Source organism: Phormidium tenue FACHB-1052 (assembly GCF_014696675.1).
Classification (GTDB): Bacteria; Cyanobacteriota; Cyanobacteriia; order Phormidesmidales; family Phormidesmidaceae; genus Nodosilinea; species Nodosilinea tenuis_A.
The window spans coordinates 71,264-87,876 of the sequence record NZ_JACJQN010000017.1 but is presented as its reverse complement, the minus strand read 5'-3'; the positions used below and the strand labels follow the sequence as shown (position 1 = coordinate 87,876).

The 16,613-nt window shown below is 60.0% G+C and carries 14 protein-coding genes; 11 read left to right on the top strand and 3 right to left on the bottom strand.

What is annotated here, in order from left to right:
- Positions 1-12 precede the first annotated feature (12 nt).
- From H6G07_RS20785 to H6G07_RS20770, 4 genes are all read left to right on the top strand, one after another.
- Positions 13-681 (top strand): alpha/beta hydrolase, encoded by a 669-nt coding sequence (locus H6G07_RS20785; protein ID WP_073610189.1) that lies wholly within the window; start codon positions 13-15, stop codon positions 679-681.
- Positions 682-768: 87 nt separating this feature from the next.
- Positions 769-981 carry a protein IsiD gene (gene isiD / locus H6G07_RS20780; protein WP_073610190.1) on the top strand — a complete coding sequence of 71 codons (213 nt, stop codon included), beginning with the start codon at positions 769-771 and terminating at the stop codon, positions 979-981.
- A 133-nt stretch (positions 982-1,114) separates the two neighbouring features.
- Positions 1,115-2,332, top strand: coding sequence for a bifunctional phosphopantothenoylcysteine decarboxylase/phosphopantothenate--cysteine ligase CoaBC (coaBC, locus tag H6G07_RS20775; protein WP_338420721.1), 1,218 nt, complete (start codon positions 1,115-1,117; stop codon positions 2,330-2,332).
- 72 nt (positions 2,333-2,404) lie between these two features.
- Entirely contained in the window at positions 2,405-3,406 is a 1,002-nt protein-coding gene (locus H6G07_RS20770) for a class I SAM-dependent methyltransferase (protein ID WP_073610191.1), read from the top strand.
- A 71-nt stretch (positions 3,407-3,477) separates the two neighbouring features.
- Here the strand turns inward: H6G07_RS20770 and H6G07_RS26745 are convergent, their stop codons facing one another.
- Entirely contained in the window at positions 3,478-3,603 is a 126-nt protein-coding gene (locus H6G07_RS26745; RefSeq protein WP_277882094.1) for a hypothetical protein, read from the bottom strand.
- Between the two features lie 121 nt (positions 3,604-3,724).
- On the opposite strand from H6G07_RS26745, the gene H6G07_RS20765 reads away from it, so the two are divergent.
- From H6G07_RS20765 to gltX, 4 genes are all read left to right on the top strand, one after another.
- The gene (locus tag H6G07_RS20765; RefSeq protein ID WP_073610192.1) at positions 3,725-4,084 is read left to right on the top strand and encodes a hypothetical protein; all 360 of its coding nucleotides are present in this window, start codon (positions 3,725-3,727) and stop codon (positions 4,082-4,084) included.
- Between the two features lie 246 nt (positions 4,085-4,330).
- A complete protein-coding gene (locus tag H6G07_RS20760) occupies positions 4,331-5,734 on the top strand; it encodes an LCP family protein (RefSeq protein ID WP_338420720.1) in 1,404 nt (467 codons plus the stop codon).
- A gap of 72 nt (positions 5,735-5,806) precedes the next feature.
- A complete protein-coding gene (locus tag H6G07_RS20755) occupies positions 5,807-7,579 on the top strand; it encodes an N-acetylmuramoyl-L-alanine amidase (protein WP_073610194.1) in 1,773 nt (590 codons plus the stop codon).
- A 399-nt stretch (positions 7,580-7,978) separates the two neighbouring features.
- Positions 7,979-9,418 (top strand): glutamate--tRNA ligase, encoded by a 1,440-nt coding sequence (gltX, locus tag H6G07_RS20750; protein WP_073610195.1) that lies wholly within the window; start codon positions 7,979-7,981, stop codon positions 9,416-9,418.
- Here the strand turns inward: gltX and H6G07_RS20745 are convergent.
- Positions 9,392-10,594, bottom strand: a complete 1,203-nt coding sequence (locus H6G07_RS20745) for an MFS transporter (protein ID WP_073610196.1) — start codon at positions 10,592-10,594, stop codon at positions 9,392-9,394. The two genes, gltX and H6G07_RS20745, sit on opposite strands and share 27 nt — an antisense overlap.
- Positions 10,595-10,911: 317 nt before the next feature.
- Here H6G07_RS20745 and ftsH2 point away from each other — a divergent pair, with 317 nt between their 5' ends.
- The 3 genes from ftsH2 (at position 10,912) to H6G07_RS20730 (ending at position 15,423) form a co-directional block, all read left to right on the top strand.
- Positions 10,912-12,798 (top strand): ATP-dependent zinc metalloprotease FtsH2, encoded by a 1,887-nt coding sequence (gene ftsH2 / locus H6G07_RS20740; RefSeq protein WP_073610197.1) that lies wholly within the window; start codon positions 10,912-10,914, stop codon positions 12,796-12,798.
- Between the two features lie 69 nt (positions 12,799-12,867).
- Positions 12,868-13,947 (top strand): glycosyl transferase, encoded by a 1,080-nt coding sequence (locus H6G07_RS20735; protein WP_073610198.1) that lies wholly within the window; start codon positions 12,868-12,870, stop codon positions 13,945-13,947.
- A 264-nt stretch (positions 13,948-14,211) separates the two neighbouring features.
- A complete protein-coding gene (locus H6G07_RS20730; RefSeq protein ID WP_139297139.1) occupies positions 14,212-15,423 on the top strand; it encodes a PD40 domain-containing protein in 1,212 nt (403 codons plus the stop codon).
- Here the strand turns inward: H6G07_RS20730 and dusA are convergent.
- Positions 15,406-16,452, bottom strand: coding sequence for a tRNA dihydrouridine(20/20a) synthase DusA (gene dusA / locus H6G07_RS20725; protein ID WP_073610200.1), 1,047 nt, complete (start codon positions 16,450-16,452; stop codon positions 15,406-15,408). The two genes, H6G07_RS20730 and dusA, sit on opposite strands and share 18 nt — an antisense overlap.
- Between the last annotated feature and the right edge of the window lie 161 nt (positions 16,453-16,613).

Below are 16,613 nucleotides of genomic sequence, written 5' to 3'. Positions count from 1 at the left end.
CTAAGGAAATCTATGCTGCCCACAGACCAACCGCTTCAGGCCCTGACCTATGGCCCCACCGATGGCACCGCTGACTGGTGCCTGGTGGCTCTCCACGGCTGGGGGGCCAATGCCGCCGATCTGATCGGGTTAGCCCCCTATTTAGAGATAGCCAACTTCTCAATGGTCTTTCCCGATGCGCCCTGGCCCCATCCCCAGGCTCCAGGGGGCCGCATGTGGTACAGCTTCCCTAACGGCTATGATTTTCGTCGTCCCTACGATTTTGAGACGCAATCTGATTTAAAGACCAGTCGAGAGCGGCTCAAAATCTGGCTGTCAGTGCTGCCTCAAACCACCCAAATCCCCCTAGAGCGCACCATCTTGGCCGGGTTTTCCCAAGGGGGCGCAATGGCGCTAGACGTGGGGTCGCAGCTGCCTCTAGCCGGGCAGATTATTCTCAGCGGCTACCTGCACAGCGCCGCCCAAGCTCCAGTGAGCCCTCGGCCGGTGATGATGGTACACGGCACCTTTGATCCAGTAGTGCCGATCGCCAAGGCCCAGCAGGCTAGCGCGGCCCTCACCGCCCTCGGCCAACCCGTGACCTGGCAGGAAATGGCCATGGGGCATGAAATTCCACCCCAGGTAATGGGTCTAATTGCCGGGTTTTGCGAAGATTTGCGGCAGGCCAGCGGGAATCCCTAACCAAACCTTTATCCTAAAGGGAGAGTGAATTGACCCTGGCTGCACCCGCGCGGCTCTGAGGCAAACGTCACCAAGGGGGAAAAGACTATGCTGAGCCTACACGTTTCACCGCAAACCGTCTCAGATATGACACCGGACACGGTGGCTGAGCTGGCTACTCGCCTAGAGACCGATGCCTACGAGAATGCCTTTGAGGGGCTGCAAGACTGGCACCTACTTCGAGCGATCGCCTTTCAGCGACCCGAGCTAGTTGAATCCTACGTCTATTTGCTCGACCTCGAAGCCTACGATGAGTCGTAGACCATTGGCGGCTAAATCCTGCCTAGATTCCCCCACTCCATAGGGGCAAACGGTTGTTTGCCCCAGCAGAGGTGTCGTTCTTAAAATCGAGATGACTGGCGTCGGGTTTGGGATGGCAAGTAGTTCTACAGCCGTGGACGCTCCTCGCCGAGTGCTGATCGGCATTAGCGGCGGTATTGCTGCCTACAAGATCTGCTCGGTGATTTCGTCGCTAGCCAAGGCAGGCCTGGCGGTGCGTGTTGTGCTGACCCAGCAAGGGCAGGCCTTCATTCCGCCCCTGACGGTGGCAACGCTGGCTCGGCACCCCGCTTACACTGACGAAAATTTTTGGCAGGCAACCCAGGGACGGCCACTGCACATTGAGCTGGGCGAATGGGCTGAGCTGCTGGTGATTGCACCCCTGAGCGCCAACACTTTGGGTAAGCTGGCCTACGGCTTGGCCGATAACTTGCTAACGAATACCGTGCTGGCCTCGACCTGCCCAGTGCTGCTGGCTCCAGCGATGAATACCGACATGTGGCAGCAGCAGGCAGTGCAGCGCAACTGGCATCAGCTACTTCAGGATCCGCGCTACCACAGCCTTGAGCCAGGCAGTGGGATATTGGCCTGCGATCGCATTGGCACCGGGCGCATGGCCGAGCCTGAAGACATTCTCACCCACATTCACTCGCTGCTGCACAGCGGCGGACGGCGCGACCTGAGTGGCAAGCACCTGCTGATCAGTACCGGCAGCACGCGCGAGTTTTTGGACCCCGTGCGCTTTATTGGCAACCCCGCTAGCGGCAAAATGGGGGTGGCGTTGGCCCAGGCTGCCCTTCACCGTGGTGCTACCGTCACCCTCGTTCATGGGCCAATGGATGAATCCCTCAAAGCCCGCCTAGGCGGCATTCAAACCATAAGCATCACCACGGCTGAAGAAATGCACCGGGCGATGCTGACCAACCTACCCCAGGCCGACTGGATTGTGATGGCGGCAGCGGTGGCCGATGTGAAACCGGCAACCCAGGCATCCACCAAGCTTGCCAAGGCCGATCTACCCGAGGCACTGCCTCTGACCCAGGTGCCCGACATCGTGGCTGATCTGTCCCAAAAGCGATCGCCCCACCAGCGGCTGATTGGCTTTGCGGCCCAGACCGGCGATATTGTTTCCCCAGCGCTGGATAAGCTACAGCGCAAGGGGTTAGATGCGATCGTGGCGAACCCCGTCGATGTGGCCGGGAGTGGGTTTGGGGGCGATCGCAACCAGGCCGTCCTGCTAACTAAAACCGGCGATCAGCTCACCATTTCCCCCTGCACCAAGTTAGAGATGGCTCACCAAATCTGGGATGCCCTGCTTCAAGCCGGATTCTAGCTGCGCTAGATCCGGTGGATTCAGCTACCCCTCACCTTCTAAAATGGGGGCTGTTCTGACACTGCGGCTGCTATGACTGCTACCTCTGCCCCTAACCTGCTCTCTAGCGTGGTCAATCAGGTGCTCGCCGTTAAGCCCCTGTGGAACTTTGCCAAGGGTCGCGCCCGCCACATGATGGTGACGCGGGCCGAGACCATCGGCGTGCCCTGGCGAGAACGGGTGCAGGCATTGCGGAGCCGTCGTACCGGGGTTGGGGATGCCGAGGCTGGGCCATCGACGGTTGAAACCGGGGAACTGTCGCCCCTCTGGCAGGCCGATTTGGAGTCGATCCAAAATCCTCACCTCGTCTACCCCAGCTACTACACCACCAGCTTTCACGCCTACGACGAAGGCAACCTGGGCTGGCAACCCGCCATGGAAGTCGAGGTAGCGGCCCAGGCGGTGCATGCCAAAATTTGGCCCGAGGCCGGGGCGGCGGGCGACGATCGCCTTCGCCAGAGCTACCACGATGTCCTAATTGCCCAACTGCCCCAGGCCCCAGAGGCCGTTGTCGATATCGGCTGCGGCGTGGGCATGAGCACCGAAGCGTTTCAGACCACCTTTCCCCAGGCCCGCCTGACCGGGGTAGATTTATCGCCTTACTTTCTCGCCGTGGCCCAGTATCGGCAGCACGAGCGGCAGGTAACCGGGAAGGTTACCTCGACGACAACGCCGATCACCTGGCACCACGGGGCAGGCGAAGCAACTGGGCTCCCCGCTGCCGCCTATGATCTGGTTTCGATCTGCCTGGTCTGCCACGAGCTACCGCAGTCGGCAACCAAAGCCGTGATGCAGGAGGCGCGCCGGCTGTTGCGCCCCGGCGGCCACCTGGCGATTATGGATATGAACCCCCGCTCTGAGGCCATTCAAAAGCTGCCGCCCTTTGTCTTCACCCTGCTCAAAAGCACTGAGCCCTATCTGGATGACTACTTCACTCTAGATATGGAGGCAGCCTTTGAGGCCGCTGGGTTTGAGCGGCCTACGGTCACCTTTAACAGCCCCCGCCATCGCACATTCATTGGCAAGGCGCTTTAGGGCCATAGTGGGAAGGCTGAAGGTTCTGCACGGGCTAGCTTTCTAGCTGACCAACGACCTACCGTGCAGCCTCAAATCATCCATTCTGCCTGGCGAGGAGGATGGTCTGAGGGCGATCGCACCGGCAGACCTGCCCAGTACCCAGGGCAGTTAGGCAGAGGTTGATGCGATCGCAGCCCCAGCGTCAATATCCCCATGGTTGCGACCCAGTCAAAGCACTCGCTCTGCCCCAGGCAGGTACGCGTGTGCTGGTCGCTTGGGGCATAATCTGGACAGACCCTGCAACAATCCCTCCCTTCTGTCCAGGGCTCAGTACCTATGAAAAAAGCCAGTCCCGCCTCGGGGGAAACCCTTGAGCGCTTGAAATTGAGCCTCTACCTGGTGCCTATTTTTGGAGTCGTGCCCGCCCTCTACAGCCTGTGGCAAAAGCAGGGTAGCCGCCAAGAGCTAGCAGTCAGTCGGCTGGTGATTACTCTGGCCTTCACCTGGGTTATAACCTACGGTTTGCTCAGCGCTGGCAGCCATCTGGCACCGGGGCTGTCGCTGCGGCTGCTGATCAGCAACACCTTAGTGACTACTGGCTATACCCTGACCAATCTCATCTTGATGGTGCGTCTATTGCAGGGCAAATCGGTAAACCTGCCAGGGTTTAGCCAATGGAGTAAGCGACTGCCCTAGGGGCATGCGTATCGACGCGGCCTCCCCAGCGGCAAAATTTCTAGATCAGGAGAACGCGCCAGGCCTGATCCTCAGGGCCATCCCATGGGCCGACGAAAAATTAACCTAATTTGCTGGGTTCGTGCCATATTACGTGGGTCGCCTGACTAAATTGCTGTTAACATGCAGCTAAAAATTTCGCAGAGTCATCCCCCCACGGGGCTGTAATCTCCCACACCGTTCATTTTTATTGCCCCGAGGTCCCTGGTGTCTCAACGTCATCCCCAACATCTCAAAGCTCGTTCACCCCAGGGGCATCCACAAAAAATGCCGGTTCAACAGCGACGGCGCATGCCTCGCATCCTCAGCGTGGGCATTGCCCTGGCCTCAGTGGCGGGCATATCTGGGGTGGCTGGAGCGCTGCTGGCAGTTTCGCTGTCGGCATCACCACTGATGCAGCAAGAGCTAAGCGCTGAAGAATCGGGAGTGTTTAGCCAAGACGCCGCCATTGCGTCGAGCGGCAACCTGCGACTGCCGCGCCTGACTCGTCCGGTTAACATTCTGGTCTTGGGCGTTAAGGTGCTGACAACAGACGTCAACGAGGTGCCGCCAGAACTGCAAGACGTGGGCTACCACGCCCTGGTCAACTCCTTTGACGGGCTCTCAGACTCAATGCTGCTGCTGCGGTTTAACCCCCAAACCGAGCAGATGGTGGTGCTGTCGCTGCCCCGCGACACCCGCACCTACGTGCGCGGTCGGCTGACTAAGCTCAACGAAGCCAATCGCGATGGTGGCCCAGCCCTGGCCGCCGAGTCGGTCAGCGACCTGTTGGGGGGCGTAGCCGTCGATCGCTACGTGCGCATCAACGTGCAGGGGGTCGAAAAACTGATCGATGCCCTGGGCGGAGTCACGGTCAACGTGCCCGCCGACATGAAGTACCAGGACGATAGCCAGCACCTCTACATCAATCTGAAGGCGGGCGAACAAAAACTCAACGGCAACCAGGCGCTCCAGTTCTTGCGCTTTCGCTACGACTCCCAGGGCGATATTGGCCGCATCCAGCGCCAGCAAATGTTTATGCGGGCCCTAGCTGAGCAGACCCTCAACCCGGCGACCATTGCCCGGCTGCCCAAGATTTTGTCGGTGATTCAGGAAAACGTTGACACCAATCTGTCGGTGGAGGAACTGTTGGCTCTGGTGGGCTACGGCGCCCAGATCAACCGCTCCAACGTGCAAATGCTGATGCTGCCAGGCACCTTTAGCAGTCCCCAAGACTTTGCGGCCAGCTACTGGCTGCCCAGCTATAACGACATCGACGGCATGGTTGACCAGTACTTTGGCTTTGGCACCCAGCGGGTGGCCACCACCAGCGACCCCAGCCAGGTACGAGTCGCCATTCAAGACAGCACCAATGACCCGGTGGCGGTGCAAGCCCTCACCCGAGCGCTGCGTGAAAGCGGCTACTCCAATATCTTTATCGACGAAACCCTGAACGCCCCCCTGCCCATTAGCCGCATTGTGGCTCAACGGGGCGATGGCGCGACCGCCGAAATGGTGCACCGCTTTCTGGGGATTGGTGAAGTGCGGGTTGAGAGCACCGGTGCCCTCAATTCCGATATCACCATTCAGCTGGGCCAAGACTGGAACCAGGGGCTAGGCGAATCGCTCTAGGCGCGCCCAGGTTGGGAAAACGCCGCTGGCGGCGTAGACTGGCGGGGTAGCGATCGCATCGGATGAATACCTATGGCGCAGTGGGTTTGGGGCGCAGCCGCGCTAGCCGGTCTCAGCACAGTGAGCACTACCACCCTGGCTCAGGCCCAGACCACCCTCCAGGTGGTCTACCCCCCCGATGGCCACCAGACCACGGCCGAGCAGATCTTTTTTATTGGCACCGGTGCCCCCGATCAGCCCGTGCTGCTGAATGGTGAACCGATAGAAGGGCGCAGCGCAGCGGGCCACTTTGCCCCCTCTCGGCCCCTGACCCCTGGCCCCAACACCTTTACCCTCACCCAGGGCGAGCAAACCTTATCAATTATGGTTACGCGGGTGGCCAGCGGGCCAGTGCTGCCAGAAACCTTGGGCTTTGCCGAAGGGTCGCTGCTGCCAGGGGCAGATATTGCTCGCCAGCCAGGGGACTGGGTGTGTCTGGGGGCCGTGGCTCCTGCCAATGCCACGGTGACAGCTGCCCTGGCAGGGCAGCTGTATACCCTGCTGCCCCAGGGCGATCGCGCCGACCTGCCCCCCAACTCAGCCGTCCTCACCGACCAGGCTAGCCCCATTGCCACCGCTGGCCCCAGCCGCTACGAAAGCTGCTTCATGGCCGAAGAACCGGGCGATTTTGGACAGCCCGTCTACCGCCTCGCCCAGGGTACAGCCGTAGTGATGGATGCTGCCCCCGGTTCTGTGAGTATTTTGAATCCCAATGCGATCGAGGTTGTCGAAGTTACCGCCGCCGCAGGCGTGACCCGTACCGGCCCGACTACCGACTACTCGCGCCTCACCCCCCTGCCCCAGGGCACCCGCGCCAGAGTCACGGGCCGCGAGGGCGACTGGCTGCGCCTCGACTACGGCGGCTGGATCCGTGCCGCTGAGACTCAGCCGGTGGCGGGGGCGTCGGGGGTGCGATCGCTGATTCGCGGCGTCACCTCCCGTCAGATTCCCGGCTGGACAGAAATCTACTTCCCCCTGCAAGTTCCCGTCCCCGTCAGCGTCGAGCAAGGCACCGACACCTTCACCCTCACCCTGCACAACACCGTGCCCCAAACCGACACCATCTACGTCACCGACGACGGGCTGGTGGAGCGCCTAGACTGGAACCCCGTCCTGCCTGACCAGGTAGAGTACCGAATTCACCTTAAACCCGACCAGCAGTGGGGCTACAAGCTGCGCTACGAAGGCACCACCCTGGTGCTATCCCTCAAGCAGCCCCCCAGCCTGCAAGCGTCTGGCCCCCTGGCGGGCACCACCATTCTGGTAGACCCCGGCCACGGCGGCGACGAACCCGGCTCGCGCGGCCCCAACGGCACCCCCGAAAAAGATGTCAACCTGGCAGTCTCGCTACTGCTGCAAGCCGCCCTAGAAGCCCGAGGTGCCCAGGTGATTATGACCCGCACCGACGATCGCACCGTCGGCGTCAACGATCGCCCCGCCCAGATCGCCCAGGTCGAACCCACCCTCGCCCTCAGCATTCACTACAACGCCCTCCCCGACAGCGGCGACGCCCAAAACACCGCCGGCATCGGCGCCTTCTGGTTCCACACCCAGGCCCACAGCCTGGCCCAATTCCTCCACGACTACCTCGTCACCGAACTCGATCGCCCCTCCTACGGCGTCTTCTGGAACAACCTCGCCCTCACCCGCCCCCACGTCGCCCCCTCCGTACTGCTAGAGCTAGGCTTCATGATCAACCCCAATGAATTCGAGTGGGTGACGGATCCGCAGGAGCAGGCAAAATTGGCAGAAACCCTGGCTGAAGGAGTGGAGCTTTGGGTGCAGCAGACGGGGGGAGGGGAGTGAGTAGGCGAATAGGTGAGTGGATGGGTGGGCGAGTGGATGGGTGGATGGGTGGATGAAAGGTAATGAGGTGAAGAGATAAGGGGGGGGTGAGAGCATAGGGAAGAAGACAAGAGGGCTGAGCAACTCAGGATTGATTCGCTTCCAGACCCATTTGCAGAACAGGTGTTTAAACCGATGATCAGCCCATCCTTTCCGTGAGGTCAAGGACGACGGAACGTCCTTGTCGATGGGGGTCTGGGGCCAGCGAAATGGCCCCAGCGGTAGATCTGGCTTTCGCTCAAGGTTGTGCGCCGCGCCTCACCTATTGCCGAAGTTTAGGATCCCATTCTCAATGCGATCGCCCCACCCCCTAAAATAAGAGACTGTCCAGAAACCTTTGTCGAAAGTGCAGGAAACCCCATGACCGTCCGCGTTCGCCTTGCCCCCAGCCCCACGGGAACTCTGCACATTGGTACCGCCCGCACCGCTGTGTTCAACTGGCTCTTTGCCCGCCACGAAGGCGGCCAGTTCATTCTCCGCATCGAAGACACCGACGAAGAGCGATCCAAACCAGAATTCACCGACAACATTCTCGCCGGGCTCAAGTGGCTCGGCATGGAGTGGGATGAAGGCCCCTTCTTCCAGTCCCAGCGGCTCGACCTCTATCGTCAAGCCATTCAAACCCTGCTCGATAAGGGCCTCGCCTACCGCGCCTACGACACCCCCGACGAGCTAGACGCCATGCGCGAGACTCAAAAAGCCAGAGGCCATGCCCCTCGCTACGACAACCGCCACCGCGATCTCACCCCCGATCAGCAGGCCGCCTTTGAGGCCGAGGGCCGCCCCGCCGTCATCCGCTTCAAAATTGACGACAGCCGCACTATCACCTGGAACGACATGGTGCGCGGCCCCGTCACCTGGCAGGCCAGCGACCTAGGCGGCGACATGGTCGTCGCCCGCGCCTCCTCCGCCACCACCATTGGCCAGCCCCTATACAACCTAGCCGTGGTCGTCGATGACATCGACATGGCCATCACCCACGTCATTCGCGGCGAAGACCACATCGCCAACACCGCCAAGCAAATTCTGCTCTACGAAGCCCTCGAAGCCGCCGTGCCCGCCTTTGCCCACGCACCGCTAATTCTCAACCAGACCGGGCAGAAGCTCTCCAAGCGCGACGGCGTCACCTCCATTTCTGACTTCCAGAAGATGGGTTTTGTGGCTCCGGCCCTGGTCAACTACATGACCCTGCTGGGTTGGTCAGCCCCCGACGCCACCGAACAGTTCACCCTGGCCGAAGCCGCCCAGCAGTTCAGCTTCGATCGCGTCAACAAAGCCGGAGCCAAATTTGATTGGGATAAGCTCGACTGGCTCAACAGCCAGTACCTCCACGCGATGGAGCCTAACGCTCTGCTGGAGCTAGCCCTGCCCTATCTGCAAGAGGCTTACGCCCTTGATGCGGAGGCCGATCACAGCTGGCTGTTGCCCCTAGTGACAATGCTCGGCCCCAGCCTCACCCGCCTGACGGACGTTGTAGAGCAAAGCCGCTTTTTCTTCACCGAAACCGTGGAGTTCGCCGATGACGCCAAAGCCCAGGTGCAGCTCGACGGTGTATCCGCTGTGCTGGAGGGCATTCTGACGGGGCTCACCGAAAAATCCCCGGCCACTATCGACGAGCTAAAAGCGTTGGTGGATGAGGTCACCAAGGCCCAGGGCGTAAAGAAAGGACTGGTGATGAAATCGATGCGCGCAGCGCTGATGGGCGCACTTCAGGGGCCAGATCTGATGGAATCTTGGCTGATTCTGCGCCAGCGGGGATTTGACGTACCCCGCTTACAGGGGGCGATCGCGCTGGTCTAACCACCGCCAGTAGGCCATGATGCTCAGGGTAATGGCTCCCAGCGTTAGCATGAGCAGCCCGGCCAAGCCGTAGGTGGCCGCCAGACCAATTCGCTGACTCAGAGGCTGGCTCACCAGCGGCGACACAAACTGGCCTAGAAAAAAGCTAGTCGTCAAGCCACCCAAAATTCGCCCCCGCAGGGCAGCGGGGGTGAGTGAGGTCAAGCCAACCGTCATGTTGGGGGTAAAGAGGCCGAGGCCGAGACCGGCGATCGCCAGCCCCACCAGCACTCCCCCATAGCTCGATGCCTGGCTGATCAACAGGTAGCCCACCCCGATCAGCCCGAAGGCCAAAGCATAGAGTGCGATAAACGTGAACCGCGACTTGAGTGTTTGGTAGCTGAGCGAGCTACTGGCAGCGGCTAGGGTGGCCAGGGCGATCGCAAGCCCGCTCTGCGACCCACTGGCACCGCTCAGCTGCTGCAGGTAGAACGGTAGCTGCACCGGAATCATGTAAAACACGATTTGGGTCAGTAAGGCGATCGCAAAGGTCGTGATCAGCAACACCCACGGGACGGGTTCAGGGTTGGCCGCAGCCAGGGCCTTCGCCTGAGCGCGGCTGACCCGCACCGGTTCGGGCAGCACCAGCAGCACCAGCGGCAGCATCAGCCAGGCTGTCGCATAGATCAAGAACGGAAACCGCCAGCTAATATCGGCCAGGTAGCCACCCAGGGTGAGAAACAGCACGCCGCCCAGCGCCATAAACGCGGCCTGCACCCCCAAAAACTGGGCGCGCGCGGCTCCTAGGTAATAATCGGCAACCAGGGTGGTAGCGGTGGTCATAATGCCCGCCACGCTCAGGCCCAGCACCAGTCGCCCGACCAAAATCCACCCGATATCGTTTAGAAAAAAGCCCGAACTGCCCGCCAAACCGTAGGCAAACACCGACAGCGACAGCCAGCGCTTGCGGCCAAAGCGATCGATAATCGTGCCTGCGATTGGGGCGCCCAGAGCGATAAACAGGGCTGGCACCGTCAGGACCAACCTCACCCAATAGTCGGCGTTGGGCACCTCGGCAAAGTGCGATCGCATCGCGGGCAGGGAGGGGGCGATCGTAGCTCCTGCCATCACCGTCAGGGTACTGACTAGCAGCAGGGTAGCTTTCACCCCCAACGTCTCGGGATGACGGGGTTTCATCGCAGGGCTCCTCAGCCGCTAAACATTTCTCAACCCAATAACCAGTTAAAGTAACGATAGAGGAGAAGCCTAGCTAACGCTACGCACCTTAAGGTTAGTAGCCCTGGGACAATCAATTTGACCGGGGATTTGCCCGAGTCCCGTGGCTTACGTTACATTAAGTAAAGATTTATCTCATATTTCTTTTCCCGACTCGAGATTCCGCCCCCGGCAACACCCTGTTACCAGGCATGATAGACGTAGGGCCAAACTCGGTCACCATCCGTTAACTGAACATCCGTTAACACTGTGCACGTTAGTCAATAGAGGCCATAGGTATGAAATTTTCGTGGCGAGTCGCCTTACTGTGGACCCTGCCCCTGCTGGTAATTGGGTTTTTCTTGTGGCAAGGAGCATTTTCGTCGGCTCCGGCCGATATGGGTCGCAACGCGGCCAACACCCGCCTCACCTATGGTCGCTTTCTCGACTATCTTGATGCCGGGCGGGTGACAGCTGTAGATCTCTACGACGGCGGTCGAACCGCTATTGTCGAAGCCGTTGACCCTGACCTCGACAACCGCGTCATGCGCTGGCGGGTCGACCTACCGGGCAACTCCCCCGACCTAGTGAGCCGTCTGCGCACGGCCAACATCAGCCTTGACTCTCACCCCCCGCGTAACGACGGCGCTCTGGTGGGCGCCCTGGGCAACCTGCTGTTTCCGCTGCTGCTGATCGGCGGTCTGTTCTTTTTGTTTCGCCGCTCCAATGGGGCTATGGGTGGCCCGGGCCAGGCGATGAGCTTTGGCAAATCCAAGGCCCGCTTCATGATGGAGGCCAAAACCGGCGTCATGTTTGACGATGTGGCCGGCATTGACGAAGCCAAGGAAGAACTCGAAGAAGTTGTCACCTTCTTGAAGAAGCCTGAGCGCTTCACCGCCATTGGGGCTCGCATTCCCAAGGGTGTGCTGCTGGTCGGCCCTCCCGGTACCGGTAAAACCCTGCTGGCCAAGGCGATCGCAGGTGAAGCTGGCGTGCCCTTCTTCAGCATCTCCGGTTCTGAGTTTGTCGAAATGTTTGTCGGCGTCGGCGCATCCCGCGTGCGCGACCTGTTTAAGAAGGCCAAAGAAAACGCCCCCTGCATCATCTTTATCGATGAGATTGACGCTGTCGGTCGGCAGCGGGGTGCAGGTATCGGCGGTGGTAACGACGAGCGAGAGCAGACCCTCAACCAGCTGCTCACCGAGATGGATGGTTTCGAGGGCAATACCGGCATCATCATCATCGCTGCCACCAACCGGGCAGACGTGCTCGACTCAGCGCTGCTGCGCCCCGGTCGCTTTGACCGTCAGGTGATGGTCGATCCGCCCGACATCAAAGGCCGCATTGAAATCCTCGAAGTCCACGCTCGCAACAAAAAGCTGGCCGAAGACATTTCTCTAGAGACGATCGCCCGTCGCACCCCGGGCTTTACCGGGGCTGACCTGGCCAACCTGCTCAACGAGGCTGCCATTCTCACCGCTCGCCGTCGCAAAGAGGGCATGACCATGGCCGAGGTCGATGATGCCGTTGACCGCGTCATCGCCGGTATGGAAGGCACTCCCCTAGTTGATAGCAAGAGCAAGCGGCTGATTGCCTACCACGAGATTGGCCATGCGATCGTTGGCACCCTGGTCAAAGACCACGACCCCGTGCAAAAAGTCACCCTCATTCCTCGCGGTCAGGCTCAGGGTCTCACCTGGTTTACCCCCAGCGAAGAGCAGATGCTGATCTCTCGGGCTCAGATTCTGGCTCGAATTACCGGGGCACTGGGCGGTCGCGCCGCTGAGGACGTGATTTTTGGCGATGCTGAAGTCACCACCGGGGCCGGCAACGACCTCCAGCAGGTGAGCAACATGGCTCGGCAAATGGTCACCCGCTTTGGCATGTCCGACCTAGGGCCGCTGTCCCTTGAGAGTTCTCAGGGTGAAGTGTTCCTCGGTCGCGACTGGCTCTCTCGCTCAGAATATTCTGAGGAAGTGTCGTCTCGCATTGACGGCCAGGTGCGCACTATTGTGGATCACTGCTACACCAACGCTAAGCGCATCATGGAAGACCACCGCGCCCTGATCGATCGCCTCGTCGATCTGCTGGTCGAGCGTGAAACCATCGACGGCGAAGAGCTGCGCCAGATTGTCTCTGAGTACACGGTGGTGCCCGACAAACAGCAGTTTGTGCCCCAGCTTTAGGGTCTAGCTGTTGAGATGATTGAGGCTCGTCCCTAGGGACGAGCCTTTTTAGTTGGAGAAGAATTGTCTATGCCTCGCCCTGTGCTCTACGTAGCGATTACTAACCACGGCTTTGGCCATGCCACCCGGGCCGCCGCTGTTGCCGCTGCGGTCAAAGCGCTACAGCCCAAGGTGGATTTGGTACTGGCTACCACCGCTCCCCAATGGCTGCTCGACGAATACCTGCCAATGCCCTATGAGTATCGTCCGGTAGCCTTTGATATTGGCGTGATTCAGCCCGATAGTCTCACCATGGATTTGCCGGCCACGCTGGCTAAGCTCAAAGATATTCAGACTCACCAGCGGTCAACCGTAGCGACAGAGGCCGCCTACCTCAAGCAGCGCGGGGTAAATCTGGTGCTGGCCGATATTCCACCGCTGGCGACGGCGATCGCCCACGTCGCCAACATCCCCTGCTGGATGGTCAGCAACTTTGGCTGGGATTTTATCTACCGAGGCTTTGGCTCAAAGTTTGAGCCGATCGCCAGCTGGATTGGAGACTGTTTTGGTGAGTGCGATCGCCTCTTCCGCCTGCCCTTCCACGAACCGATGGCCGCCTTCCCTCTCGTGGAAGACGTCGGGCTAACTGGAGGAACCCCGCGCTATAGCGCTGAAGCGTTGAGGGCACAGTGGAACCTGTCTCATCCCAAAGAACGCACGGTTCTACTGACCTTCGGCGGGTTAAGCCTCCAGGCCATTCCCTACGATCGCCTCACCCAGTTCCCCGACTGGCAGTTTCTCACCTTTGAGCAAGACGCCCCTGCCTTGCCCAATCTGTTTAAGGTACCCAGGCAGGGCTACCGCCCAGTGGATGTCATGCCCCTGTGCAGCCGCATCGTCTCCAAGCCAGGGTTCAGCACATTCTCCGAAGCCTGCCGCCTCGATCTGCCCATTATTACCATCACCCGAGAAGACTTTGCGGAAGGCCCGGTGCTCGTCAACGGCCTGCAAGATCACAGCTGGCACCGAGTCCTCACCCCCGCCGAATTTTTCGACGGCGACTGGGCATTTTTAACCCAGCCCCTCGACCCACCCCGCACTACTCAATTCCTCGCCAAAGACGGCAACCATCAGATCGCCACAGCCATCGTCGATTACCTCATTGGCTAAATCGCTGGCTACAGGGAGAAGAGATCAAAAAAATGAAAAACAGGCTGATGACATTCATGAGCTGACGAATAAATACAGCACCGGAGTCAGAGCCCGCCTAGCTTGCCCAAGGGCAGCAGGCCCAACCACCCAACAATCAATCACCTCTGGCATCTTAAAAACGACCGATGCTGGGGGCGATCGCCCGGTGTGATTCTAGAATCTGGCTCCAAGCCTCCAGCCCATGGCTATGATGACGATGGGAACGCTCAAGGATATGAAACCGTGATTCAACCCTCTGTGGCTCTATTCACCACCGCAATTGTGGCGTTTGCCATCACAGCAGCGCCAGCGGCAGATCTCTCCTTTGCGACCCCCAACGGGCTGTTTCGCCTAGAGCCCGACAGCGGCGATCGCAAAGCCCTGCTGCCCGAGGGCGATCGCCCCTTCAATGCCTTGGCCTGGTCTGGTAACGGCGAGCGGCTCGCCATCGTCCAAAACTACGGCGAAGTCTATCGAATTGAACCAGGTGCAGCTTCCCCCACATTGGTGTTTTCTAGCGACTGTCAACGGCCACCCACGATCAATTTGGCCTGGCAGCCCGATGGCGAAACCCTGGTGATAAAGCAGCGCTGCCCCGCCCCCATCGCCGGTGCCCCCGCTGAGCTAGATCTATTCCTCAGCCGCCCCACCGGAGAGGTGACTGCCTTTAATTCCTTGCCCGACAGTCCAGAGTCAGACATTTTTTTAGCGCCCGATGGCAGCCAGATCGCCTACGTGACTGGCCAACACATCTTCATCGCCGGGCTAGACGGCAGCCGCCCTCGCCGCATCACCGAAACTCCCGGCATCTACGGTGCTGCCGGGAGTCCTTTGGCCTGGTCGCCCGATGGCACCCGGCTAGCTTTTTACGAGGGTAACTATCCCTTTCAGCGGCTCAATGTAGTGAGGGCTGACGGGGGCGATCGCCGCGTGCTCACCCCCGAAGCCAACTTCCAGATTTACCGCAGCATTGTGCTGTGGTCGCCTGACAGTCGCTACATCGCCCACTATCGACCCCACAACCCACCCCTTAGCAATCAAGAAATCATTGCCCTAGTCAACGTCAACACCGGGGAAACCCAATCCCTTACCCGGCCTGGTTTCTACGACGCCCTCAGCTGGGCTCCCGATGGTCAACAGCTCGCCTTCGCCTCAGGGGCTCAAGCCGGTCGGCAAACCCTGTTTCGCATGGATCTAGTCAGCCAAGAATTTACGGCTTTAACCAATCAGCCCCTGCAAAACATCCTCGATAGCCAGTGGTCTCCCGATGGCAACTGGATTGCCTTCACGGCCACCCCGCCAGATGACCCGCTAGGTACCCAAGTGCTGCACCGCGTTCACCCCGATGGCACAGCACTGTCTCCCCTAACCGCCATTGACGAATACGTTTACCCCTTCGCCTGGGTGCCCACCCCTGCCGAGACCAATACCCAAGGCCTAAACGAGGCTCCCTAGCTGGGCCTGAATTTCGCCCTGTCGCTGCACCGCCGTTAAAGCCTGCCGGACAACCTCAACCCCGGCTCCAGGCTTAGACGACTCCTCAGTTAGCGTTTGCTTCCACAGGCGGCTGCCGGGCTGCCCCGCAAACAGCATCAGCAGGTGGCGAGTAATTTTGTTGAGCTTCAGCCCCTGGCGCACCCAGTGGTCAATGTAGGGCAGCATCGCTTCGGCCACCTGCTGGCGGCTGAGGGGATCCTCACGGGCGGCAAAAAAGCCCTGATCGACCTGGCTAAAGAGGTAGGGATTGTCGTAGGCAGCCCGGCCAACCATGACCCCGTTAACCTGGGCAAGCTGTTCTGTCACCTGGTCAAGACTGGTCAAACCGCCATTGATCTCAATCCACAGGTGGGGAAAGTCTCGTTTGAGGCGGTGCACGTCGCCGTAGCGCAGGGGCGGCACCGTGCGGTTGTCCTTGGGGCTGAGCCCCTGAAGCCAGGCTTTGCGAGCGTGGACAGTAAAGTGGCGGCAGCCGGTCTGGGCCACGGTATTCACGAAAGTGGCCATGTCTTCATAGCGATCGCGATCGTCGATCCCAATCCGGTGTTTGACGCTGACGGGCAGCGGACTGGCGGCCATCATAGCTGCAACGCCCTCGGCAACGCGCTCAGGCTGGGCCATTAGACAGGCCCCAAAGTTGCCGCTGCGGACGCGATCGCTCGGGCAACCCACATTCAAATTGATGGCATCGTAGCCAAAGTCGGCGGCAGCGCGGGCCGAGATTGCCAGCATCTGCGGGTCGTCTCCCCCTACTTGCAGCACCAGCGGCGACTCACTGGGGGTAAAACCCAGCAGATGGTCGCGATCGCCATGCAAAATTGCTTGGGCCGTCACCATCTCGGTATAAAGCAGAGTGTGCCGAGTGATCTGCCGCATGAAGAAGCGGTAGTGGCGATCGGTGCGATCCATCATCGGCGCAATGCTGAGGGGCACCTCAATGATCGTCGCCCTTTCTGCTAGGTCGGTTGGTTTTGTCTCTACGGTCATAGAACCGCACATTGCTGTCGTTATTGCTCCCGTAGTCTAGCACTCTGTCTTTGCGTACCCAGAGTTGGCTGCGGCTAGGGCCAAGAATTTTGAGGGGCGGTTCTCCACTGTATTTAGATCAGTTTTCTACACTAGGGCATCGCCTGTTTTTTTGACACCAT